Genomic DNA, 24,754 nt, shown 5'->3' on the forward strand with positions numbered 1-24,754 from the left:
CAATTATATTTTGACAGATTTGCGTAATGTTACTATTCGATTCAATATAAACAAATAAATTATACTGTTTTAATTTTATAGCTTAAATATTTTATGTTATAAACATTTAGTTTTTTAAATTTACTGGAGATAATTAATGCCAGAAGTGATTCTAAACGGTCCACACGGTAGGATTGAGTGCAGATACCATCCGGGATTGTCATCTGATTGTCCTGTAGCACTTATTTTACACCCTGAACCTAACCAAGGTGGAAGCATGAACAATAAGGTTTCATATGGCATGTATCATGAATTTAGAAATAGAGGCTTTGCAGTCTTGCGTTTTAACTTCAGAGGAGTTGGCCGCAGTGAAGGTGTTTATGAGGGTGGAGAAGGTGAGTTAGCTGACGCAGCTGCCGTTTTAGATTGGCTACAATCTCAAAACATTCATTCTAGATACACCTTTATAGCAGGGTTTTCGTTTGGTTCATGGATTGGAATGCAATTAATGATGAGACGCCCTGAAATAATTGGTTTTATCTCAGTATCTCCACCAGCAGATAAATTTGATTTTTCTTTTCTTGCTCCCTGCCCTGCATCAGGTTTAATCATTCACGGAGAAGATAATAAAAGAGTTCCAAGCGAAGTTATCCAAAAAATCGTAGATAAGATATCTATTCAAAAAGGAATAAAAATAGAAGTTGAATTTATCAAAGATGCTAATCACATGTTCTCAAATCACAATGAAGAGTTAATAGGTTCTATTAGAAAATATTTAAATAATGTTCTTGATTCATCTGAATATAAAGAAACCTAAAGATTCTTACACGAGATAGATAATGAATATACCCGTAAAATCTGAATTTCTTAAGATTATGATTGAGAGAGGATTTGTTCATCAAATTACTGATTTACAAAATCTAGACCTTCAAACCTGTAACACTCAGCTTTCAGGATATATTGGCTTTGATTGTACAGCATCCTCTTTACATGTTGGCTCACTAATTCAAATCATGATGTTAAGATGGTTTCAGAAAACTGGAAACAAGCCTATTGTGTTAATGGGTGGCGGAACTACAAAAATTGGCGACCCATCAGGTAAGGATTCTGCTAGACCAGTTCTTTCAATTGAGAAAATTGAAGAAAACCAAGTAAGTATAAAGAGTATTTTTAAGAAATTTTTAAAATTTGGAAATAACAGTAATGATGCCATTATGGTAGACAACTCCTCTTGGTTAGAAAATATAAATTATATTTCATTCTTACGTGATTTTGGATCTTCATTTTCAATTAATAAATTAATTAATTTAGAAAGCGTAAAGCTCAGACTAGAAAGAGAACAAAATCTGTCATTTTTAGAATTTAATTATTCGTTACTACAAGCATATGATTTTTTACAATTAAATAAACACTATGGTTGTTCTCTTCAAATGGGTGGTTCAGATCAATGGGGAAATATTGTAACAGGTTTAGAACTAATTAGAAAAAAAACATCTAAACAAGCTTTCGGTTTAACTTCGCCTTTATTAACAACTAGTAGCGGTTCAAAAATGGGGAAAAGTGCAAATGGTGCTGTTTGGCTTAACGAAAATGAATTATCAAATTGGGATTTCTGGCAATATTGGAGAAATACTGAAGATCCAGATGTAATAAAATTTTTAAGGTTATTTACTGAACTACCATTAACTGAAATTAGTAAACTAGAAAAATTAAAAGGCGCTGAAATAAACGAGGCTAAGATTATTTTAGCTAACGAAGTAACTAAGTTGTGTAGGAGTGAAGAAGAAGCACTTCGTATTTCAAATGGTGCAGCAAATACATTTAATAATGTAATGACTGATAACGCATTACCAAGTGAAATAATTAGTAATTTAGAAATTAAATTTATAGAAGCACTAAGAATATTAAAATTTGTAAATTCTAATGGAGAAGCACGAAGATTAATAAAAGGGAACGGTGCTAAAATAAATGACATAGTAATTAATGACGAAAATTATAGTTTATCCAAAGAAGATTTTAACAACGGTCATGTAAAAATATCTTCAGGTAAGAAAAAACATGGACTATTGATAAAAAAATAATTAATTATCTTTATTTTTCACAAAAAAATTATTTTCATCAAGCCAATCATCTGCAAAAATATCTCTAAAAATACCAGGAGCAAATGATAAGAAATTTAAATTTACTTTTGGTTTTTCGATTGGACCTTGCATCTTAAACTGACCCGCGATTAATCCATCTTTTTTTATCCCTGTGATTAATTCGCCTACCGCTGGCATTAAACTTATAAACTTAGATATTATTTTGATAGGGGCAACAGAGCCTCTCAAGTCTACAACTTGATCTTTTAAATTCAATTTGCCACGCGCTGATATTCCAAGAGATTCACTTGATAAATATAATTTATCAAAATTAAAAGTATTATCTGTAACAAATATTTTTGCTTTTCCTTTGTTAAATAAAACACCTTCTCCAGAAATTATTGATTGAATTCCAGAAAAACTTAAAATAGATAAAGAATTAATAATTCCAGGCGCATTAATTAAACTAAAATTTTGAGAAGTAATAATTCCTTCGTATTGATCGTATGAATCATTTAAGAAGTTTATGTCTATTTTCATTTTTCCACTTCGAATGTTAGGGGTATACCCAAGAGCTCTTAACAGGTTTCCACCATTAGTGGTTTCAAAGCTTAGTTTAGGATAATGATTATTTTTTTTAATTAATTTTATCTTAGTTTCAGCCCCACCTGTAAGTCCTATTCCATATAATGTAGATAAATTATCGTCTATAAGAATATTTAGTTTTCCAGATTCTAATATAGATGCATTCGCTAACCACATTTGTCCATATGCTGTGGATTTAAAAACTGATTTATGAATTGTTCCTTTGATATTGCCTGATAGAACAATCTGGGGGTTAAAAATAATTTTATCAGCTGTAATATCAAAAACTATCTTTTGACCTAAAGCAGAATTATTTTTAATGTTATTTTTTAAATTTGATAAATCTATCTTTTTTCCAGATATCAATATATTCGTCTCTTTGTTTAATCTAGAAATATTAACTCTATTTAAAAGAAATTGTTTAGATGTGATATTTTTTAAAATGATTTTGCTATATGCATGATCATCGAATAATACTGATTTAATTTTGTAAATACCTTTATTTGTTTTAAGAATGACGTCTTTTAAGCTTATTAACTTTCCATTTTTAAAACATAATTCAGATTTAATTGATGCAGGAATATTTTTGTTCTTAACCATATTTAAAAGATTAGAAGCCAGGTATGAACGTGACAGATCTGCATCAAGAATAAATTTAAAATCTAAATTTTTAAAATTACCTTGCAAAGCTAAATTAAACTCAGCAGTCCCAAGCAAATCAACATTGAACAATTTTTTTATTATCTTAGAAAAAAATTTACTATTATTAATTTTCAAAAAACCGTCTTTTAAAATTTTATTTTCTATATTTATATCTTTAAAACTAATGTCAGTTTGATTATTTCGAATAAAAAAAGCTTTAGATATTTTTAAATTATTTCTATTTATTTTTAATTTAAAACTAGCCCGATCAAACTCATAATCCCAATTTGGTTTTTGAAAAAACAACGCACCTTTAGAGGCGTTTATATTCATTTCTATCCAACTATATTTATCAATTATTCTATTATTTTCATAAAACGCCTCAAACTTTAAATTCCCAGATAAGGCAGTTGAATTTTTTTTTAAAAAAGTATTTTGATATTGGACCGTTATGTTTTTGAAATCTGAATATCCTTTAACATCTGAAATTTTGAATTTTTTTAAAAATGAAAAATTTAAATTTATAAATATCTCATTAAACGATCCAGAATTAACAACATCCAAATAATTTTTAATTTTAGAAAAAGTAAAATATTGTTTGAAATAATTACGATGTGCAATCATGTTTTTTTCTAAAACTTCTAGTTTTATTTTTTCAAATTTAAATTCTACAGAACCTTCTTTAGATAATAGATCTATACTACCAGTCCCTATTGATTTATTTGGAAAAGAAATATTTTTGAAGTTTATTATGTTTTCTTTCTGTCTCCATGATATTTCGCCATTAAATTTTGTTTCTAGAATAGATTCATTATTTATAGTATCGGCAAAACTTATGATAGATTTTTGGGAGAGAAAGTTAATTTCTTTAGGTTTGAAATTTTTGTTTGTAATAATTTGGTAATTTCCGTTTAACCTAGTATTTACTTTTATTTCATCAAATTTAGATAGACCTTGCTGAAATAAGTTATGGTTAATATTTTTAATTTTTCCATAAAATTTATTAAAATTTTGAGCTAGTTCACCTCGCACAGAAAATTGAAGTTTATCATTATCTTTGCAATTCATATTAACTGAACGAGCTTTGTTGATATAGCTTGATACAGAAATATTTTTACAATTAATATTAAAAATTTTCTCTTCTAATTCATTCCTTGTGTCTAATAATAAAAAATTAATTTTATCAATTAAAATTTGATTTTTCCAGATCTGTTTCAGATTTGTTTTTTTTGTAAATTCTTTGTTTACTGAAAGTAAAAATTTTATCAAAGGGCCGGGTATGAATTTATTTTTTTGTAAATTACCATTTACTGTTAAGTTATTAAATTTGAAATAATCAAAAGTTAAATCTTTGTTTTTTGAAAAAATATTGTTTAATATATTATCATAAGAAAAACCCAATTCAATGATCTTAATATTAGATTTTTCTCTTTGGTTTGGTAAATAAATATTAACATTATTAAGTTCAATCCTTAGTAAATTTGGCCACGCAGGTTCTAGAAAATTTATACCTGCAACATTTAATCTAATATTTTTATTATTAACTTTATCTGAAATATATTCTTTTATTTTTTGATTAAAATCTTTTTTTAGATTAAGTGACTGGATAATAAATTGTTGAGCTCTTTGAGAATAAAAGAATGTAAAAAATAGTGATCCATTTAATAAAAAAACAGTTACTAAAAATGAAATTATAATTTTTTTTAACATTATTCTCTATTTTACAAATAGCTTAATAAAATCATAGTTGATATTATTCATATTTATTTATATAACGTAAATCATAATCAATTACTAATTATATGAGTTTCTTATATGTTAAATATAAACGACAAAATTCCTGATTTTGAAATATTGACTGACACAGGAAGTTTCACACCTTCTTATCATCTAGGCAAGAATATAGTTATTTTCTTTTTTCCAAGAGCAGATACTTCAGGATGCACAGCAGAATCTCTAGCTTTCACAAATCTTCAAAGTAGTTTTGATAGCTTAAATTGTATTGTAATTGGTATTTCTAAAGATAATCCAAAAAAACAAGCTAAGTTCAGGGAAAAATATAATCTATCATGTGAGCTTGGTGCAGACTTTGAAAATAATGTATGTGAAAAATTTGGTGTTTGGGTGGAAAAATCAATGTACGGCAAAAAATATATGGGAATACAAAGAGCAACTTTTCTAGCTAATACTAAAGGGGTGATTACGAACGTTTGGGAAAAAGTTAAAGTACCCGGTCATGCTGAAATTGTTTTAGAGGAATTAAATAAAATTTGTAAATAATTCTACCTCTTCATTCCCACTTTTAAAGCCAATGCAGATTCAATGAATACATCAATATCTCCATCAAGGACTGACTGGGTGTTACCAACCTCTACACTTGTTCGAAGATCTTTAACCATTTGGTAGGGATGGAGAACGTAAGAACGTATTTGACTACCCCAACCAATCTCTCCCTTATCTATAGCATTTTTATTGTTTACGTCTTCTCTACGTTTGAGTTCAATTTCATATAATTTAGCTTTAAGCATTGACATAGCTTGGGCTCTATTTCTATGTTGAGATCTATCATTTTGACATTGTACAACTGTGTTTGTTGGTATGTGAGTTATTCTGATGGCTGAGTCTGTTTTATTAACATGCTGACCACCAGCACCAGAAGCTCTATATGTATCAACTCTTAAATCTTTATCTTCAATTGCAATATCAATTTTATCATCTATTTCAGGATATACCCAAATTGAAGCAAAACTGGTATGCCTTCTTGAAGATGAATCGAAAGGAGATATTCTTACTAAACGATGCACACCAGATTCAGTTTTAGACCAGCCATAAGCGTTAAACCCTTCTATTAGCAGCGTGCATGACTTTATACCAGCTTCATCTCCAGAACTCTCTTCAACATAAGATATTTTAAAACCTCTTTTTTCTGACCATCTTGAATACATCCTTTGTAACATTAGTGCCCAATCTTGAGCTTCAGTACCTCCTGCACCTGCATGTATTTCAATATAACAATTATTCGCATCCGCTTCACCAGATAGTAAACTCTCTAGTTGAAGTTTATCACATTTTTTTACCAATTCATTTAACTGCAAAACTGATAAATCTATAAAATCTTTATCACTCTCTTCTTCTGCAAGATCTATGAGCTCAACCAGGCCACTTTTTTCAATCTCTATAGATTTAATTACATCTATTGTTTTTTCTAAGTTTTTTTTGTCTCTCATTATTAACTGAGCATTAGACGTGTCATTCCAAAAATTTGGATCTTCAATTAACAGATCAATTTTGTTAAGTTTATCAATAGCGTTTTCCCAATCAATATGTTTTTTTAATATATGAAGTGCATGGTCTACTTCATTAAATTTTAGCTGTATTTCAGATTGCATTTTAAATAACCTGTTGATTTAGTATAATGGAGATAAATTTTTAATATGTGTTTTTGAATTTTTGAGATTTATTAAGTTTTTATTGATACTTAGGCTTGGAAGTTGACCTGGCTTAAAAGCTTCCAATATTGAGTTTTTATTATTTGAATTTACTTTAACTCCAGTTTTAGAATTAACTAATATAAGTTTAATGCCTGGTGGCCTTCTAAAAGGAATATCTGGTTTATTTTTTAGAGTTTTTTTCATAAAATTTTTGAAAATTGGCGCTGCTACTGAACTTCCCGTTTCTTTAAACCCAAGTGGCCTAGGTTTGTCAAAACCTACAAATACTCCAACAACTAAATCACTAGAAAATCCTATGAACCAGGCATCGGTATTTGCATTAGTTGTTCCTGTTTTTCCTGCTAAATTTCTTTTTAAAGATTTTATAACAACACCTGTGCCTCTCTCAACAGCTCCTTTTAGCATAGATGTCATTTGATATGCGGAACCAGCAGAGATAATTTTTTTTCTTGAATCCAATGAAGCTATTCTTGGAATTTGATTAGAACTTGATCCAGTATCGCAGTTTTTACATATTCGCTTGTCATGTTTTACAATAGTTTTTCCTCGTCTATCTTGAACACGATCAATTAATGTAGGAGTTATTTTTTTTCCACCATTTACTATCATTCCATATGCATTAGTTAATTTTAGTAAAGTTGTTTCTCCAGCTCCTAAAGACATAGAAAGATATGGAGGTAAATTCTGATTAATTCCAAATAACTTTGCAAATCTTTGAATAATATGTGGTTTAGTATAGTTTTCTAATAAAATTTCTACAGTATTTTTTTCTATACCAAAATGCTTAGCTATTGTGATATATGAAGCCCCATTATCTAATAACTGATAAAGTTCATTTTCATTAATTTTATTTTTTAGAGAAAAATTTTGGATCAGTGATAATTTTTCCTCTTCAATCAGCTTTATTGCTAACCTTGCTGTCATTAAATTTCTAGATTTTTCTATACCTAATCTCAGAGGACTAGGTCCATAGAATTTTTTCGTATAATTTGCTGGCTTCCACTTTGGGCACCCTTCACATTGTTCATAAGCTAAAGCTGCATCTTGTATAAGATCCGTTGGTTTATAATTTTTTTCTAAACCTGCTAAATAAATAAAGGGTTTAAAAGCTGATCCAGGCTGACGTTTTGCTTGAGTTGCTCTGTTAAATTCACTTTGATTGAAGTTATAACCACCACTCATTGCCAATATTCTTCCAGTATTTGGATCTATAACAACTATTGCTCCATTAACTTCTGGTATTTGAGAAAGTAAATAGTTTTTCTCTTTTTTATTGGATTGCTTCTTAACAACAATTACGTCTCCAACATTTAAGAAATCCTTAAAATTTTTATACCTTGATCCCAAATAAATTTTTAATTTATCGTCTTTATCTTTTTTTATTGTTTGTGGTTTTACCCAAGAAAGATTTTTAAATTCAACAACCCCGATGTCTCCATCAGGTAGACGTATCTCAATAAAATTTTTATATATTTTATTTACAATAACTGCTTTTCTTTTTAGAGGTAATTTTTTCTGTACGTCATTTAAAATAATTAATATCTCATTTAAACTTAATTTAGATAAATCTAAATTTTTTATTATCCCCCTCCAACCTTGTCTTTTATCTAAACTTTCTAGTCCATTCACTAGAGCCTCATCTGCATTAACTTGCATAAAAGGATTTAACGTAGTTCTAACAGAGTAACCATTTGTATATAATTTAGATCCAATCTTTTTATTTTTACTTAAAGTTTTTCTCACTTCTTCAGTAAAGTATGGGGCGTAACCAGCATCTATACCACTGGATTTAAGTATTTTTATGGGTTTACTTCTTTCTTTTTCCTCTATATCTTTTTTAATATAGCCATTTTTGTGCATTTGATTTAATACCCAATTACGTCTAACTGTAGCCTGCTCAATTTTGTACAATGGGTTATAATTATTTGGAGCCTTAGGTAATGCTGCTAAAAAAGCCATCTCAGCTAAACTGAGATTATCTAAACTTTTATCAAAATAATTCAAAGCAGCTGCAGCAATACCATATGATTTAAAACCCAAATAAATTTCATTTAAATACAACTCCAAAATTTGATTTTTTGAAAAAGCTCTTTCAATACGTATAGCTAAAATTGCTTCTTTAATTTTTCTTTCATATGAGACCTCTGAGGTTAGTAGAAAATTCTTGGCAACCTGTTGAGTAATTGTAGAAGCTCCTATTAATCTTTTACCAGAACCTATGTTACTAATATTGGTAATTACAGCTCTCAAAGTTGCTTTCATGTCTAGACCAAAATGATTATAAAAACCTTTATCTTCAGCAGATAAAAATGCATTAATTAGTTTTTTAGGAATAACATTTATTGGAACAAAAACTCTATTTTCTATTGCATACTCAGCAAGCAAGGCACCATTTCCAGCATGAACTCTAGTTACTACCTTTGGGTTGTATTTTGACAACTCTTTATAATCTGGAAGGGTTTTACCAAAATACCACAATCCGTAAAAAAAAATTATTATTCCTGATAATAAAAATAAAAAAAGTGTTGTTATTAAGTATGCAAAAAATTTCATTTTATCTTTTTATGTGTAAATTTAGACATTTTTAGGACCGTTCTATCTGCTTTTATCAGTTAGATAATTTTCTATGGCATTCGCTAACCCTTGGCTTAAATTTTTCATATATTTACTATTTAACATTTTTTTCTCTTCTTGTTTATTTGACAAGAAGCCTATTTCAATTAAGACTGAAGGTATATCATAGGATTTTAAGACTGCAAAACCTGCAAATCTATGTCCTCTATTTAAAGCTAATTTAGTCTCTTTTAAATTAGAAATAATATTTTTGGCTAGAATAGAACTGTCATTCATTGCTTCTCTTTGAAACATTTTTATTAAAGATCCATATATAAGTGGATCTTTAATGCTTTCCTCAAGGCCTAATATTTTGTCGACTTCATTTTCTTTTTTGGCCAATCTCTGTGCCTCCTTATCCGACGCAACATCTGAAAGACTGAAAACAGAAATACCACTAGCTTTTTTATTTTCACTTGAGTCTGCGTGAATGGAAATAAAAATATCTGCTTTATTTTTTTTTGCTAATTCAATTCTCTTTCTAAGTGGAATAAAATAATCACCTGTCCTGGATAAAAGAGCATTAATTTGTCTGTTCTTATTTAAAACTTTAGCGATTAAGAGGGAGGCTTTTAAAGTTAAATCTTTTTCTAAAGTACCTAACACTCCAATTGCTCCAGGATCTTTGCCTCCATGTCCGGGATCAATAAAAACAATTATTTTTTTTTCTATTATCGATGCTCTGTAATTTTTTGGTCTTTTTAAAGGTAATGAGTTAAAACTTCTTTGATTTAAGCTTATTTGTTTTTTAGTTTCTGATAGACTAATTTTATCGGTAAGTGTTAGAAAATTTCCTTTATTTTTATATAAAACATGCTTAGCTATACTAAAGCTAGTCTTAGAAGTGTTACTAATGCTCATTTCTAGGTTTAGCAACTCGTTATTATTTTCAACTTTATTAAAAAAAAAGTCTGAAATAATAGCTGGTTGAGATAATTCTAAAACAAGCCTGGAGCCAAGCTTTGATTTAGAACTAAGTCTTACATCCGTCAATAAGCTCTGTTTATTTTCTTTGAATTTTGAAATATTCTTAAATCTTATAGGTTTCTCAAAATCAATAATTATTCGATATGGCTCATCCAAGAGATTAAGTTTTATATTATTGTTGAGATCTAAATTCATACAAACTAAATTATTAAATTTTATTCCACAATGTGTTTTTAACTGATCAGATTTAACTTCATGAGAGAGAATAAAAGTTAGTAAGATTAATATTATTTGCATTGTTTTAGGTTTAATTTCAATTAAGTTATTCATACGAGTTTTTGTTTAATGCTATATAATTATTTATTATATCAAAAAATAAAGTTTGTCTTGGCTCAATCAACAATATATAACTTAAAATAGAATTTATGTGATTAAATTGAATAAGTAAATTTGTTAAAATATATGAATGTTAATTTCAATTTAATCATTTGAAACCTAGCAAATGCGGGTGAAATACAGAATGAGATTTAATTTTTAGTGTTACAAATTATTTGTAGGGAATTAATGGTTGTTGATTTTTAATTTTAAATTGAGCTTTTATAAAAGATGACATTAATATTTGATTTTTTTAAATAACTAATTAATTAACCTAAGAAATAAACATCTTTAACTCTTCAAGTTCTCATTCAAGTTAATTTAGTGTAATCAAAATAACATTTGATTGCCTTTTTGAGTTTGGAGATAAATTATGACTAAACGTTTATTAATTGATGCAAGGCAAACAGAAGAAACCAGGGTAATCACAAGCACAAATGATAAAATTGACGATTTTGAATACGAAGTTCATTCTAGAAGACAATTAAAGGGCAATATCTACCTTGCAAGAGTTACTAGAGTTGAGCCCAGCCTTCAAGCGGCATTTATAGAATATGGTGGAAACAGACAAGGTTTTTTAGCATTTAGTGAGATTCATCCAGACTATTACAGAATTCCAATAGAAGACAGACAAAAATTAATTGCCGATGTATCAGCAAAAACAGACGAAGAACTTGATATTAATCAAAATATAAATGAAGAAATTGAAGAAGATTTTAGTGAAGAAGAATTGAGGAAGGTTAAACGTAACCTTTATAGAAATTATAAAATTCAAGAAGTTATTGCTAGACGTCAAATATTATTGGTTCAAGTTGTTAAAGAAGAAAGAGGAACCAAAGGAGCTGCATTAACAACTTATATATCAATTGCCGGAAGATATTGCGTACTTATGCCTAATACTCCTAGAGGAGGAGGAGTTAGTAGAAAAATTGCAAATATTGTAGATAGAAAAAGATTAAAAAAAATAGTTGATGATCTTGATCTAGCAACAGGAATGGCACTAATAATTAGAACTGCTGGAAGTAAAAGGACAAAAATTGAAATAAAACGAGACTACTCTAATTCCATGAGCACATGGGAGAACGTAAAAAAGCTTACTTTAGAGTCAAATGCACCAACTCTGATTCATGAAGAAGGTTCACTTGTCAAAAGAGCTATACGTGACTTATATCATAATGATATAGATGAGGTTTTAGTTGAGGGTAATGAGGCCTATAAAGTTTGTAAGAACTACATGAAAGCATTAATGCCTAGTCATGCAAAGAAAGTTCAAGAATATAATGATGTAAAAAAACCTCTATTTCAAAACTATAACCTAGACACACAGTTATTTGATATATTTAGCCCTAAAGTAACCCTTAATTCTGGAGGTTACCTTATTATCGATCAAACAGAGGCATTAGTTGCGATTGATGTTAACTCTGGCAAGGCTACTAGAGAAAGGTCTATAGAAGATACAGCACTTAAAACAAACTTGGAAGCAGCTGAAGAGTTTGCTAGACAAGCAAGACTCAGAGATCTCTCAGGTCTCGTCGTTATTGATTTCATTGACATGGAAGAGGTTAAAAATAGAAATAACGTAGAAAAAAAATTAAAAGAAGCAATGAGAAAAGATAGAGCCCGTATACAAATAGGCCAAATTAGTGGTTTTGGGCTTCTAGAATTGTCTAGACAACGGCTTAGGCCTTCAGTTGTCGAAAACTCATCCGAATTATGCTCGCATTGTGGTGGATCAGGTCGCATTCAATCTATTGAGGTTAGTGCTGTACAAATACTTAGATCTATCGAAGAGGAAGGTGCCAACGATAATAATATAGGCGTAAATGTATACGCTCACTCTAGTGTTATACTTCATATTTTAAATAAAAAACGTGATCAACTTAGTGAAATTCAATCTCGATACAACATTTTGATTGAATTTATTAATGACAATAGCATTATCCCACCATTGAAAAAATTAGAAACAGTCAAAAAAATCAATACACAAAATAAGATACAGACAGAAAAAAAAGAAAATCAAGAAGGATCTGCCATTAATGACCAAGAAAATAACAATAGAAGAAAAAGAGGGAAGAAAATAGGAAGAAAAAATAAAAAAGTAACTCCCAATGAAGATCTTTCCAATGAAGAAGAAACAAAGAATAATAATTCAATTAATAAAAACGAAACCAAAGCAACTGAGAAGACAGATCAAAACGAAATAAATAAAAATATTAAAAAAAGAAAAAATACACGAGAAAACAATAAAAAATCAAATGAGAGCAAATCTAAGAAAAATAAATCTGTTAAAATTAAATCAGAAAACGATAATACATTAGACGATGAAAAGAATAATATAAACGAAACGGCTACAACTGAAACAAAAAATCCTAGGATAGTTCAAACTTCTTCTCCCATTGAGGTTACAGAAATAGACAATGACGCAAAGCCTCAAAAACCTAAAAGAAAAGGGTGGTGGTCAAAATAAAAAAATTACTGTTCATATTTTTATTTTTTTTTTCATGTAATTCAATAGCTTCCGAAAAAATTAAAATTATTAGAGATGCAGAGATCGAGTTTTTTCTTCAAAAAATTATAGTATCAATTTCACAAAACCTTAAAGAAGAAGGTAAGAAATTTTATCCCAGGCTAATTTTGAATAATGAGTACAATGCATTTGTTACAGGTTCAAACAAGATTTATGTAAGCTCAGGATTAATTAACAAAGCTGAATCAATCAGTGAAATTCAAGGGGTTATAGCTCACGAAATTGGTCATTTAATTTTAAATCATCATACTAGTAGACTTATTAATAAGGATAAAAGTTCCAAATATTCAACTATAGCTGCAATAGCCGGAATTGGTCTATCAATAGGGGGCAAATTGAATAGCAACGCTGCGACTGGTTTAATCATTGGTGGTCAAGATCTAACAACAAAATCCTACCTTCAATTTACGAGAATTCAAGAACAAGCAGCTGATAAGTTTGCACTAGACATCATGAAGAAAGCTAAAATTTCTTTAAATGGTTTAAAAAGTTTATTATCCAGGTTAAGTGAAGAGGAAATGTTAAACCAACCTCTACGAAGTGATTTTTATAGATCTCATCCCGTTTCTAAATTAAGATTAAGGCAACTGAATAAATATATTAATTTACCTTCAAGCTCAAAATCAGTAAAAACAAAAATTTTTATTAATGATAATAATATCTCTTTAGAGTATATAAGTAACAAAATAAAAGCTTATAATCAAAATTCCTCTGAAATTTTAAATAATGAAAGAATTAACAATGAAGTTTTATATTTATATAATAATGTTGTAGGAAATTTAAGAATAGGTAAGTACGATTTAGCAATTAATAATTTAAATGAATTAATAGTAAAATTTAAGAATTACCCTTTTATATTTGAACTTTGTGGAGACATTTATTTTGCAAAAGGTGATTTTAAAAAGGCAATAGAAAACTACAAAAGAGCGATAAAAATCCTAAACAGTAATTCAGTTGACTCTACTGATCTAATTAATTTTTCTTTGGTTAAGTCATTGCTACAAACTAACGAAGTAAATAATTATAAACAATCAATCTATATTTTAGAACAGCTAGTAAAAACTAATCCACGATGGAGTTACTTATGGAGACTTTTAGCAAAGGCATCAGGTAGAATAAACCAAAAAGGAATTTCTTACATTGCCTTAGCGGAAGAAGCATTAATTAAAAAAAACTTTTTGAAAGCAAAAAAATATGTAAGTTTGGCTTTTAAGTTCCCAGAATTATCTGAGGAATATAGATTAAGGGGACAAGAAATTTTAATTAGGACAAAAGAAAAAAAATGAAAAATAAAAACTTAAATATAATAACTTTATTATCAGCTTTAATGCTTTTATTACCCTCTTTATGTAAATCTCATGAAATTAAAGAAGATACTATAGAAAAAATAATACAAGAATTTATAGTAAACAATCCTGACTTAATTCAATCTTCTCTTGATAATCATAAAATTAATCTAGAAAAACAAAAAGTTCAAAAAGCTATTAATGCACTAAAAATAATTAAGAATCCTGGTGTTTTTCAAAAAAATGCTAACATAACGATATATGAGTTCTTTGATTATAACTGTGGATATTGTAAATCAGTTCTAAAAGTAGTTTTAGAAACATTAGCTGAAGATAAGAAATTAAATTTTGTTTTTGTAGAATACCCTATTTTATCTCAAGATTCTTACATAGCATCTATAGCTGCTCTTGCCTCAAAAAAACAAGGTTTATATAACGATTTTCATTCTTCACTAATGAGCTTAAAAGGTAGAATTAGTGAAAAAGAAATATATAAAATTGCACAAAAAACAGGTTTAAACTTGGAACAACTAAAAATTGACATGAAAAATCCTGAAATAAAAACTCAACTTTTACAAAATCGTGAAATAGCTAAACTACTAAATTTAAACGGAACTCCGGCTTTTATAATTGGTGATATTATTTATCCAGGTGCTATAAACAAAAATAATTTAAAGACAATAATAAAAAACTTTCGTGAAAGTTGATTTCTTTCTATAACGAATGTCTTATTATAAATAAATTTCTTTTTTATCCATGATTTTAATTGGAGAATAAAATGATTAAAAAACTATATATTTTAAATGGACCAAATTTAAACTTATTAGGAACAAGGGAACCAGAGAAATATGGGAACACCTCTTTTGAAAATGTTAAATCTTTATGCAATGAAAGATGTATAAGTAATGAGTTAGATTTACATTTCTTTCAATCCAATTTTGAAGGTGAAATAATTGAAGAAATACATAAAGCAAATAATAATGCATGCGGCATTATAATTAATGCAGGAGCATTAACGCATACTTCAATTGGGATTCTTGATGCTTTGACCATGTTTGATGGCCCCAAAATTGAAATCCACATAACCAACGTATATGCAAGAGAGGACTTTCGTCATAAGTCATTTATCTCACCTGTTGCAACTGGTATAATAGCAGGTTTAGGTGTGAACTCCTATGTACTTGCAATTGAAGCTATTAAAGAGTTAATAAATGACTAAGCTTAAGAAAAGATAGGATAACTAATGAATGACAAGAAAAAAAATAATCTAGACGAAGTAAATTTAGTTCAGGCTTTATCTGATATAGTTAACACGGACAAACTATCAGAATTAGAATATGAAACCGATGTGTGTAAGATTAAAATTGTAAAACACTCAAATCCAATTTTTTCAAATGTTCCATCAGTTGAAAATCAAACTATAAATACTGTTCCCGTTGAAAAAGAAAATAAAACAATTACTACCTCAGAAAAATATAATAATAAACATCCAGGTGCTATAAATTCACCAATGGTTGGAACTGCATATTCTGCATCAGAACCTGGTAAAGACCCTTTCATAAAAATTAACTCTTCAGTCATAAAAGGTGACACCTTACTTATAATTGAGGCAATGAAAGTTATGAATACCATTACTGCTCATAAATCTGGGAAAGTTGCTTTCATTGGATTCGAAGATGGTCAACCAATAGAATTTGACCAATTATTAATTGTTATTGAATAGAATTTTCTAATGTTTTCAAAAATACTAATTGCAAATAGAGGTGATGTCGCCTTAAGGGTATTAAGGGCTTGTAAAGAACTTAATATTAAAACCGTTGCTGTCCATTCAACTGCTGATAATGACGCAATGCATGTAAGATTAGCCGATGAGAGTGTTTGCATTGGCCCTCCTTCATCTGCAAAATCATATTTAAATATTCCAGCTATAATAACAGCTGCAAAATTAGTGGGTGCTGACGCCATTCACCCTGGCGTTGGTTTTCTATCAGAAAATGCAGAATTTGCAGAAATTGTTGAAGCTCACAACATTACTTTTATTGGTCCTAAGACAGAGCATATTAAATGCATGGGAGACAAGATAGAAGCAAAAATCACAGCTCAGAAATTAGGAATACCTCTGGTTCCTGGTTCCAAGGGAGATATAGTTAATTATGAATCAGCAGAAAAGGAAGCGGAACAAATTGGATATCCTGTTCTTATTAAAGCAGCTTCTGGTGGTGGTGGTAGAGGAATGAAAGTTGCTTTGACAAAAGAGGAGCTAGAACCAGCCTTTATCTCTGCAAAAAATGAGGCAAAAGCAGCTTTTGGTGATGACCGTGTTTATATAGAGAGATATCTGCAAAACCCCAGACATATTGAAGTTCAAATTATTGGAGATAAATTTGGAAACACTGTTCATCTTGGTGAAAGAGAATGCTCTATTCAAAGAAGACACCAGAAAGTTATTGAAGAAGCGCCTTCCCCTGCAATCAATGAAACAACTAGGAATAGAATTGGTACGATAGCCTCTAATGCCGCAGCTGAAATGGGTTATTTAGGCTTAGGAACTATAGAGTTTTTATATGAAAATGGTGAATTTTTCTTTATTGAAATGAATACCAGACTTCAAGTAGAACATCCCATAACCGAAGCTATAACAGGCATAGATCTTGTAAGAGAACAAATCAGAATTGCAGCTGGTCTTCCCTTATCATTTAAACAAGAGGATGTTAAAATAAATGGGCATGCTATAGAATGTCGAATTAATGCTGAAAATCCTATAACTTTCATCCCATCTCCAGGTAAGATTGAAGAGTTTCATTCTCCAAGTGGCCTTGGCGTAAGAGTTGAGGCATGCGTATACTCAGGTTATGTTGTACCGCCATATTATGATAGCTTAATAGCTAAATTAATAGTTCATGGCGATAATAGAAATCACTGTATTTCGAGACTTAAACAAGCTTTAAAAGAAATTATTATAGAACCTATTTCTACAACCATTGAATTACATAAAGATATTTTAGACACAAAAGTTATGGAAGAAGGTTCTTATGACATTAGATGGTTAGAAAATGAATTGTTAGATTCAAAATAATACGCCCTAATACAGATTTTTTAACTTTGAATAACACACTTAACATTACCATTTCTGCAAACGAGTTATTAAAAGCTTACACGCTTGGATACTTTCCTATGGCTGAAAGTAGAAATGATAAAAATTTAGTTTTTATTGATCCTGAATGTAGAGCGTTAATACCAATAGAAAAATTTCATGTTTCAAAAAGTCTATTTCGTTTAGTTAACAAGAGACCTTTTACCATCACTATGAACCAAGCCTTTTCTTCAGTAATACATAAATGTGCTACAATTAATAGAGATGACACGTGGATCAATCTTGAGATAGAAAAGTTATTTATTACCCTCAATGAAATGAGATATGCACACTCAATTGAATGCTGGGACAATCGTAAATTAGTTGGTGGCATCTATGGATTAGCTATAGGCGGAGTTTTCTTTGCAGAATCAATGTTTAGTTCTGTTCCTAATGGAAGTAAAGTTGCCTTATTAAACCTGGTAGCAAGATTATGGAAAACTGGTTTTAAAATATTAGACGTTCAATTTTTAAATGACCATTTAATACAATTTGGAGCTTATGAAGTTGAAAAAGTTAGTTTTAAGAAAGACTTAAAGTCGGTTGTAAATATCAAAAATACATTCTATTCTTCACCCTCTAAAGATGAGGATTTTTTTGAGATACTATCAACATTTTTGCAAGCTAAAATAGATAAATCATAAACTGAATTTTCAAGTGCATTTAAAGCTGGGCTTGAAGCAAACATCCATCCTTTAAATTTAACTTCTGAGAGTCTATCAGAATTATCATTTATTCTTATATAAGCGAGTGATTCAGGTTTAAAAATTGGCTTGGAAAAAACACACCTTTCTACAAAAATATCAAGAACACCATATTTATAAGTTTGACCTACAAATACTTCAAAAGTTTCTATTCTTGCTGTAATTTTATCCAACCCTTGAATTAATAATTTATTACCTTCAACCCATGGAGAAGCAAATATATTTTTTGAAAAAGTAATTAAAATTAGAAGAAAAACTATTTTTGAAAAACACATAATATTGATAACCATAAGATTTTACCTATTTATTTTTTATTTCCTGAGTAAATAACTTTTCCTAACATATCAGTGAAACTTACTGGATCACTTGTATCATAAATAGTGTCATTCGGTTTGATATATGTATCAGAGCCTCCGGGAATTATATCTATGAAATTCCCTCCTAAAAGTGAAGATGATGTTATTCTTGCTGAAGAATCGGCTGGAATTTTTATATTTTCATTCAATTTAACATCTACTTTTGCATTGTAATCCTCTAAATTAAGACCTAAGCTTGTTATTTTTCCTACATTAATTCCTGATATTTTGACATTGTCACCATTTTTCAAACCTGCTGAGGATCCAAAGATCAAGGATATATTATAGCCAACCTTTTGATTGCTATTTACTGACTGCATACCTATGCTTAAAAAGCCAATTGCAACACTTAAAACGATGGCTCCCATCAAAATCTCAATCAAACTATATCTCATGCATAAGGTTCCTAACTAAATTAAAATTTATAACTACTATATCAAATTACTAAACTTTTTAAACATGATTGTAATAATTATTTCACTTAGACTTATCCATAAACGTTAAAATCATAATAAAATTATATAGTTAAAAAAAAATTAAAAAAATTTAAATTATTGACTTTACTAAAGCATACTAAATCATGTAGTTTGTATATTCATAATCACTACATATTGTGTTTATCCACAGGCTAGTATTTATTGAAATAAGTTAAAAAAAGCTAATTAAGAAAATAAAATTAAGGAAAAACAACACGTTATTTTTAGAAAATTGTAAAGCCCGTAAACCTGTTTTAAATTTTAAACAATTTATCCACAGGTTTAATAAACGCTTTTATACTCCAGTCTAATTTATTAACTAAGATTGTTTATTCATTGTATTTAAAAGAGGGAAAATATGAAGTTTACCAGACAATTTACTAAAAATAATGATAATGCATATTCAGGTTTAGAATTTAAAACTACTACAAGTGAAATTAAGAATCCTGATGGAACTATTGTGTTTAGCGCACCTAATATAGAAGTACCTGCTAATTATTCGCAAGTTGCAGCCGATATTATTGCGCAAAAATATTTTCGTAAAGCTGGCATTCCTACATATGTAAAAAAAATTGAAGAAAATGACGTTCCCTCTTGGTTATGGCGTTCTGAACCAGATGCAATTAAATTAAGTCATCTTCCTGAAGATAAAAGATTTAAAGGTGAAGAATCAGCCAAACAAGTTTTTGACAGACTAGCAGGCACATGGACTTACTGGGGATGGAAAGGTAATTATTTTACAAAAGAAGAAGATGCAAAAATTTATTTTGATGAAATGAGATATATGCTTGCTGCTCAAATGTGCGCTCCAAATTCACCACAATGGTTTAATACAGGTTTACATTGGGCATATGGAATCGATGGCCCAAGCCAAGGCCACCACTATGTAGACTTTAAAACAAAAAAATTAGTTAAATCTAAGTCTTCTTATGAGCATCCTCAACCTCATGCATGCTTTATTCAATCTGTCAAAGACGATCTTGTTAATGAAGGTGGAATAATGGACCTGTGGGTAAGAGAGGCAAGGTTATTTAAGTATGGTTCAGGTACAGGTACAAATTTTTCTAAATTAAGAGGTAGCACTGAAGGCTTGTCTGGAGGCGGAAGATCGTCCGGAATGATGAGTTTCTTACGAATTGGAGACCGAGCAGCAGGAGCAATTAAATCTGGTGGCACCACAAGAAGAGCAGCTAAAATGGTGACAGTAGATGTAGATCATCCAGATATTGAAGAATATATCAATTGGAAGGTAGTTGAAGAACAAAAAGTTGCTGCACTTGTTGCTGGCTCAAAATTAACTGGTAAAAATCTAAAATCTGTAATGGATGCATGTAACCTTTCAAACTATAAAGATGAAGAACGAATAAACCCTAAAATTAATATTGAACTTAAAAAAGCTATATTAAATTGCCGTGCTGTAATGATTCCTGAAAATTACATACAAAGGGTTATACAATTTGCTAAGCAAGGATTTAAAGATATTGAATTTCAAACATATGATACGGACTGGGATAGCGAAGCTTACTTAACAGTATCAGGTCAAAACTCCAATAACTCTGTTAGAGTTAGTAATGACTTTTTAGAAAAAGTGTCACAAAAATCTAAATGGGACCTTATTAGACGAACTGATGGTGGAGTTCATAAAACAATTGAGGCAGCTGATTTGTGGTCAAAAATATCCGAAGCAGCTTGGGCTTGTGCTGATCCAGGACTACAATACGATACTACTATCAACGAATGGCACACTTGCCCTGAAGCTGGAAGAATAAATGCTTCAAACCCTTGCTCAGAGTATATGTTTATCGATGACACTGCATGCAACTTAGCTTCTATAAATCTACTACAGTTTAAAAAAGATGATGCATCTTTTGATATAGAAGCCTATGAATACACAACTAGATTGTGGACTCTAACATTAGAAATATCCGTAATGATGGCACAATTTCCATCTAAAGAAATTGCCCAAAGATCATATGAATATAGAACACTTGGATTAGGTTACGCAAATATAGGCGGATTATTGATGTCTTGGGGGATTGCGTATGACAGTGATGAAGGTAGGTCTATTTGTGCAGCCCTAACATCAATCATGACAGGTATATCATATGCAACTTCTGCTGAAATAGCAGGCGAGTTAGGAGCATTCCCTAAATATAAAGAAAATGCAAAACACATGTTAAAAGTAATACGCAATCATAAACGAGCTTCAGAAGGCAAAACAAGAGATTATGAAGAATTATCTATTAATCCAGTTCCTTTAATGGCCCAAGACTGCCCTGATCAAAAATTAATTGTAGCAGCAAAAGAAGCTTGGTCAAAAGCATTGTCCCTTGGTGAAAAAAATGGATATAGAAATGCTCAAGCTACAGTGATTGCTCCTACTGGTACAATTGGGCTTGTTATGGATTGCGACACTACTGGCATTGAACCAGATTTTGCCATGGTTAAATTTAAAAAATTAGCAGGAGGTGGCTATTTTAAAATAATAAATCGTGTTGTACCTGAAGCTCTTGCATATTTAGGATATAACGCAGATCAAATCGATGACATGCAAAAATATGCAGTAGGTACCGGCAGCTTAAAAGATTGTCAAGCTATCAGCCATAATGCATTAATTTCTAAAGGTTTTACAGAAAAAGAAATTAACTTGATTGAAGATTCTTTAGCTTCAGCATTTGATATTAAATTTGTGTTTAACCAATTCACCCTTGGAGCAGAGTTTTGTAAAGAAAAATTAGGCATGTCTTCAGAGCAAATGAATGATTTTACTTTTAATATGTTAGAGTTTTTAGGATTTACTTCAGAAGAGATAGACGTTGCGAACATTCATGTTTGTGGTGCTATGACATTGGAGGGTGCACCGCATTTAAATAAAGATCATTTAGCTGTGTTTGATTGTGCAAACGTTTGTGGAAGAATTGGTAAAAGATTTTTGTCAGTTGACAGCCATATAAAAATGATGGCAGCTGCACAATCTTTTATATCTGGTGCTATTTCGAAAACAATTAATATGCCAAATGATGCCACAATAGATGACTGTAGTGATGCTTATATGCTATCTTGGCAACTTGGCATTAAAGCTAATGCACTATATAGAGATGGTTCAAAATTAAGTCAGCCTTTGAACTCGGCTTTACTTGATGAAGATGATATTGACGAAGATAATGATAACATAACCAACGAAGAAGATATTACTAAGAGAACTAGTCAAGTGGTTGAAAAAATTGTTGAACGATTTGTACAAACTGAAAGAGATAAACTGCCCCACAGAAGAAAAGGGTACACACAAAAAGCTACAGTTGGTGGACATAAAGTTTATTTGAGAACTGGTGAATATGAAAGTGGTAAATTAGGGGAAATCTTTGTTGATATGCATAAAGAGGGAGCAGCATTTAGATCATTAATGAACAACTTTGCAATTGCAGTGTCAATTGGTCTGCAGTACGGCGTTCCGTTAGAAGAGTATGTTGAGGCCTTCACATTTACACGTTTTGAGCCTCAGGGTATGGTTACAGGAAATGATACAATAAAAATGTCAACGTCTATTCTTGATTATATTTTTAGAGAACTTGCTATATCCTATCTTGACAGAAATGATTTGGGTCATGTTGGGCCTGAAGACCTTGAATCAAGTACAACTGGTTCTGGAGGACATAAAAATCTTATATCCGAGAAAGTTGCTAGTAGAGGTTTTGTTAGAAGAGAATTAAAGGTTGTATCAGGTGGAAATAATAACGTGACAATGATGCCGCAAACAACCTCTCTAAAAGAAGACACAAAAAATGAACCTAATCAAGAGGATACTGTTGTTATTAATAATCAAGCTCCTAATCTAGCTCAAGAAATTGAAGCTAAAATAAAAGGTTATGAGGGTGAAGCTTGCGGTGAATGTGGTAATTTCACCCTAGTTAGAAATGGAACATGTATGAAATGTAATACCTGTGGTGCAACTTCAGGTTGTTCTTAAAAAGGAAACGAAATGGCAAATATCATTGACCAAAGATTAAAAGAATTAAACATTGAACTTGATGATGCAAGCGTACCAGCTGGAAGTTATGTACCCTATGTAATTACTAATAATTTAGTATTTATATCAGGACAATTACCTTTTATAGATGGGAAATTGACCATAAAAGGTAAGGTAGGTGATAATGTTTCTCTTGATGATGCCGTTAAAATGTCTGAAGCGTGCGCAAAAGCACTTCTTAGCCAACTGAAAGCTGCTTGTAATGGCAATCTTGATAAGGTTAATAAAGTAGTTAAATTGGGTGGATTTGTTGCCTCGGCTCCAAATTTTACAGATCAGCCAAAGGTAATAAATGGTGCATCAGACTTAATTGTTAATATTTTTGGAGATAAAGGTAAACATTCTAGATTTGCAGTAGGTGTAGCAGCTCTTCCATTAAATGTTCCTGTTGAGATTGATGGTATTTTTGAGATTGAAGATTAAGATTTACAAATACAAAACTCAACAATGAAAATTGAATTAGCCTCAAGCTTAAGCAATATTGATAAGAATCAATGGAATAAATTAAACATATGTAATCATCCATTTACATCATATGAATTTTTGAATGCATTAGAAACTTCAAACTCTGTATCTACAAAAACTGGTTGGACGCCAAAACACATTTTAGTTAAAAATGCGGCTAATAATTTAATTGGGGCATCACCTAATTATTTGAAGATGCACTCTTATGGTGAATATATTTTTGATCATAGTTGGGCAAATGCATTTGAAAATGCGGGTGGTCAGTATTATCCAAAATTACTTTCTGCTATACCCTTTACACCCGCAACGGGCCCAAGAATTTTGTTAAGCCCTCAAAAAAAAAAAAATGATGAAATATTTAAATTAATAATTTTCACATACGAACAACTTGTAAAAAATAATAATTTAAGTTCAGCTCATATGAATTTTATTACAAAACAACTAAGTGATACATTAAATAAAAGAAATTGGATAAAAAGGGAAGGTCTTCAGTTTCACTGGTATAATAAAAAGTATCAATCATTTGATGATTTCTTGGGTGAATTAAAAAGTACAAAAAGAAAAGCAATTAAAAAAGAAAGAAAAAAAATTAATGAATATGGTCTAACAATTGAACGCTTAACTGGAGACGCTTTGAATGTAAAGATCTGGGACTCTTTTTATGAATTTTATTTAAGTACCATTGATAAAAAATGGGGAGGCGCTTATTTAACAAAAGATTTTTTCTACTCAATAAATCGAAGTATGAAAAACAAAATCTTATTAGTCATAGCTAAGAAAAATAATGATATTATTGCTGGCGCATTAAATTTCGTTGGTGAGAACACTTTATATGGTAGGAATTGGGGATCAAAATTAGACGTACCTTTCTTGCATTTTGAACTTTGCTACTATCAGGCCATTGAATATGCAATTGAAAATAAAATTCAAATAGTTGAGGCTGGAGCTCAAGGTCATCATAAAATACAAAGAGGTTATATTGCAACTTCTACATATAGTGCTCACTATATTCAAAACGATTCCTTTGATAAGGCTATTAGAGGTTTTGTAGAAATGGAAGCAAACGAAATCAACAAACAAATCGAGGTTATTAATCAACAAGGTTCCCCTTATTCGAATTAATAAA

General features: G+C 30.1%; 19 protein-coding genes. 13 read left to right on the forward strand and 6 right to left on the reverse strand.

Annotated elements, in window-relative coordinates; genetic code table 11:
• Positions 1-136: 136 nt before the first annotated feature.
• A complete protein-coding gene (locus tag ABXT66_RS08410; RefSeq protein WP_443643054.1) occupies positions 137-796 on the forward strand; it encodes an alpha/beta hydrolase in 660 nt (219 codons plus the stop codon).
• 22 nt (positions 797-818) lie between these two features.
• Positions 819-2,060, forward strand: coding sequence for a tyrosine--tRNA ligase (gene tyrS / locus ABXT66_RS08415; RefSeq protein WP_443643055.1), 1,242 nt, complete (start codon positions 819-821; stop codon positions 2,058-2,060).
• Here the strand turns inward: tyrS and ABXT66_RS08420 are convergent, their stop codons facing one another.
• A complete protein-coding gene (locus ABXT66_RS08420; protein WP_443643056.1) occupies positions 2,061-4,997 on the reverse strand; it encodes a hypothetical protein in 2,937 nt (978 codons plus the stop codon).
• A gap of 105 nt (positions 4,998-5,102) precedes the next feature.
• On the opposite strand from ABXT66_RS08420, the gene ABXT66_RS08425 reads away from it, so the two are divergent.
• Complete coding sequence (locus ABXT66_RS08425; RefSeq protein ID WP_443643057.1) at positions 5,103-5,567, forward strand: peroxiredoxin; 465 nt, start codon at positions 5,103-5,105, stop codon at positions 5,565-5,567.
• 2 nt (positions 5,568-5,569) lie between these two features.
• Here ABXT66_RS08425 and prfB read toward each other — a convergent pair whose 3' ends face one another.
• From prfB to ABXT66_RS08440, 3 genes are read right to left on the reverse strand one after another with little or no spacing between them, the layout of a single operon-like run.
• Positions 5,570-6,676 carry a peptide chain release factor 2 gene (gene prfB, locus ABXT66_RS08430; RefSeq protein ID WP_443643058.1) on the reverse strand — a complete coding sequence of 369 codons (1,107 nt, stop codon included), beginning with the start codon at positions 6,674-6,676 and terminating at the stop codon, positions 5,570-5,572.
• 18 nt (positions 6,677-6,694) lie between these two features.
• Positions 6,695-9,292, reverse strand: coding sequence for a penicillin-binding protein 1A (locus ABXT66_RS08435; RefSeq protein WP_443643059.1), 2,598 nt, complete (start codon positions 9,290-9,292; stop codon positions 6,695-6,697).
• Positions 9,293-9,334: 42 nt separating this feature from the next.
• A complete protein-coding gene (locus ABXT66_RS08440; RefSeq protein WP_443643060.1) occupies positions 9,335-10,609 on the reverse strand; it encodes an N-acetylmuramoyl-L-alanine amidase family protein in 1,275 nt (424 codons plus the stop codon).
• A gap of 418 nt (positions 10,610-11,027) precedes the next feature.
• Here ABXT66_RS08440 and ABXT66_RS08445 point away from each other — a divergent pair, with 418 nt between their 5' ends.
• The 7 genes from ABXT66_RS08445 to aat all read left to right on the forward strand — a co-directional run bounded on the left by ABXT66_RS08445 (position 11,028) and on the right by aat (position 18,244).
• Positions 11,028-13,121 (forward strand): Rne/Rng family ribonuclease, encoded by a 2,094-nt coding sequence (locus tag ABXT66_RS08445; protein WP_443643061.1) that lies wholly within the window; start codon positions 11,028-11,030, stop codon positions 13,119-13,121.
• A complete protein-coding gene (locus ABXT66_RS08450) occupies positions 13,109-14,467 on the forward strand; it encodes a M48 family metalloprotease (protein WP_443643062.1) in 1,359 nt (452 codons plus the stop codon). The genes ABXT66_RS08445 and ABXT66_RS08450 overlap by 13 nt, the downstream gene beginning before the upstream one ends.
• A complete protein-coding gene (locus tag ABXT66_RS08455; protein WP_443643063.1) occupies positions 14,464-15,174 on the forward strand; it encodes a DsbA family protein in 711 nt (236 codons plus the stop codon). The genes ABXT66_RS08450 and ABXT66_RS08455 overlap by 4 nt, the downstream gene beginning before the upstream one ends.
• A 71-nt stretch (positions 15,175-15,245) precedes the next feature.
• Positions 15,246-15,686, forward strand: a complete 441-nt coding sequence (gene aroQ / locus ABXT66_RS08460) for a type II 3-dehydroquinate dehydratase (protein ID WP_443643064.1) — start codon at positions 15,246-15,248, stop codon at positions 15,684-15,686.
• Positions 15,687-15,710: 24 nt separating this feature from the next.
• Positions 15,711-16,190, forward strand: a complete 480-nt coding sequence (locus ABXT66_RS08465) for an acetyl-CoA carboxylase biotin carboxyl carrier protein (RefSeq protein ID WP_443643065.1) — start codon at positions 15,711-15,713, stop codon at positions 16,188-16,190.
• A 9-nt stretch (positions 16,191-16,199) separates the two neighbouring features.
• Entirely contained in the window at positions 16,200-17,543 is a 1,344-nt protein-coding gene (gene accC, locus ABXT66_RS08470) for an acetyl-CoA carboxylase biotin carboxylase subunit (protein ID WP_443643066.1), read from the forward strand.
• 26 nt (positions 17,544-17,569) lie between these two features.
• Entirely contained in the window at positions 17,570-18,244 is a 675-nt protein-coding gene (aat, locus tag ABXT66_RS08475) for a leucyl/phenylalanyl-tRNA--protein transferase (RefSeq protein WP_443643067.1), read from the forward strand.
• On the opposite strand, the gene ABXT66_RS08480 is transcribed toward aat, so the two are convergent.
• The gene (locus ABXT66_RS08480) at positions 18,166-18,594 is read right to left on the reverse strand and encodes a DUF2155 domain-containing protein (RefSeq protein ID WP_443643068.1); all 429 of its coding nucleotides are present in this window, start codon (positions 18,592-18,594) and stop codon (positions 18,166-18,168) included. The genes aat and ABXT66_RS08480 overlap by 79 nt on opposite strands.
• Positions 18,595-18,608: 14 nt before the next feature.
• Positions 18,609-19,055 carry an outer membrane lipid asymmetry maintenance protein MlaD gene (gene mlaD / locus ABXT66_RS08485; protein WP_443643069.1) on the reverse strand — a complete coding sequence of 149 codons (447 nt, stop codon included), beginning with the start codon at positions 19,053-19,055 and terminating at the stop codon, positions 18,609-18,611.
• A 439-nt stretch (positions 19,056-19,494) separates the two neighbouring features.
• Here mlaD and ABXT66_RS08490 point away from each other — a divergent pair, with 439 nt between their 5' ends.
• From ABXT66_RS08490 to ABXT66_RS08500, 3 genes are read left to right on the forward strand one after another with little or no spacing between them, the layout of a single operon-like run.
• Positions 19,495-23,103 carry a vitamin B12-dependent ribonucleotide reductase gene (locus tag ABXT66_RS08490; RefSeq protein ID WP_443643070.1) on the forward strand — a complete coding sequence of 1,203 codons (3,609 nt, stop codon included), beginning with the start codon at positions 19,495-19,497 and terminating at the stop codon, positions 23,101-23,103.
• Between the two features lie 12 nt (positions 23,104-23,115).
• On the forward strand, positions 23,116-23,586 hold the full coding sequence (locus ABXT66_RS08495) for a RidA family protein (protein WP_443643071.1): 471 nt from the start codon (positions 23,116-23,118) through the stop codon (positions 23,584-23,586).
• Between the two features lie 24 nt (positions 23,587-23,610).
• Positions 23,611-24,750, forward strand: coding sequence for a GNAT family N-acetyltransferase (locus tag ABXT66_RS08500; protein ID WP_443643072.1), 1,140 nt, complete (start codon positions 23,611-23,613; stop codon positions 24,748-24,750).
• The last annotated feature ends 4 nt before the right edge of the window (positions 24,751-24,754 follow it).

It is taken from the genome of Candidatus Levibacter sp. Uisw_134_01, from assembly GCF_047717795.1.
In the GTDB taxonomy this organism is placed as follows: domain Bacteria; phylum Pseudomonadota; class Alphaproteobacteria; order Puniceispirillales; family Marisalimonadaceae; genus Marisalimonas.

Excerpts from the sequence above, each read along its gene's own strand:
- ABXT66_RS08455 (WP_443643063.1), top strand. The coding sequence starts at position 14,464 with ATGAAAAATAAAAACTTAAATATAATAACTTTATTATCAGCTTTAATG.
- ABXT66_RS08425 (WP_443643057.1), top strand. The coding sequence starts at position 5,103 with ATGTTAAATATAAACGACAAAATTCCTGATTTTGAAATATTGACTGAC.
- tyrS (WP_443643055.1), top strand. The coding sequence starts at position 819 with ATGAATATACCCGTAAAATCTGAATTTCTTAAGATTATGATTGAGAGA.
- aroQ (WP_443643064.1), top strand. The coding sequence starts at position 15,246 with ATGATTAAAAAACTATATATTTTAAATGGACCAAATTTAAACTTATTA.
- ABXT66_RS08445 (WP_443643061.1), top strand. The coding sequence starts at position 11,028 with ATGACTAAACGTTTATTAATTGATGCAAGGCAAACAGAAGAAACCAGG.
- ABXT66_RS08465 (WP_443643065.1), top strand. The coding sequence starts at position 15,711 with ATGAATGACAAGAAAAAAAATAATCTAGACGAAGTAAATTTAGTTCAG.
- ABXT66_RS08480 (WP_443643068.1), bottom strand. The coding sequence starts at position 18,594 with ATGGTTATCAATATTATGTGTTTTTCAAAAATAGTTTTTCTTCTAATT.
- mlaD (WP_443643069.1), bottom strand. The coding sequence starts at position 19,055 with ATGAGATATAGTTTGATTGAGATTTTGATGGGAGCCATCGTTTTAAGT.
- ABXT66_RS08440 (WP_443643060.1), bottom strand. The coding sequence starts at position 10,609 with ATGAATAACTTAATTGAAATTAAACCTAAAACAATGCAAATAATATTA.
- ABXT66_RS08490 (WP_443643070.1), top strand. The coding sequence starts at position 19,495 with ATGAAGTTTACCAGACAATTTACTAAAAATAATGATAATGCATATTCA.
- ABXT66_RS08420 (WP_443643056.1), bottom strand. The coding sequence starts at position 4,997 with ATGTTAAAAAAAATTATAATTTCATTTTTAGTAACTGTTTTTTTATTA.
- ABXT66_RS08495 (WP_443643071.1), top strand. The coding sequence starts at position 23,116 with ATGGCAAATATCATTGACCAAAGATTAAAAGAATTAAACATTGAACTT.
- ABXT66_RS08435 (WP_443643059.1), bottom strand. The coding sequence starts at position 9,292 with ATGAAATTTTTTGCATACTTAATAACAACACTTTTTTTATTTTTATTA.
- prfB (WP_443643058.1), bottom strand. The coding sequence starts at position 6,676 with ATGCAATCTGAAATACAGCTAAAATTTAATGAAGTAGACCATGCACTT.
- ABXT66_RS08500 (WP_443643072.1), top strand. The coding sequence starts at position 23,611 with ATGAAAATTGAATTAGCCTCAAGCTTAAGCAATATTGATAAGAATCAA.
- ABXT66_RS08410 (WP_443643054.1), top strand. The coding sequence starts at position 137 with ATGCCAGAAGTGATTCTAAACGGTCCACACGGTAGGATTGAGTGCAGA.
- accC (WP_443643066.1), top strand. The coding sequence starts at position 16,200 with ATGTTTTCAAAAATACTAATTGCAAATAGAGGTGATGTCGCCTTAAGG.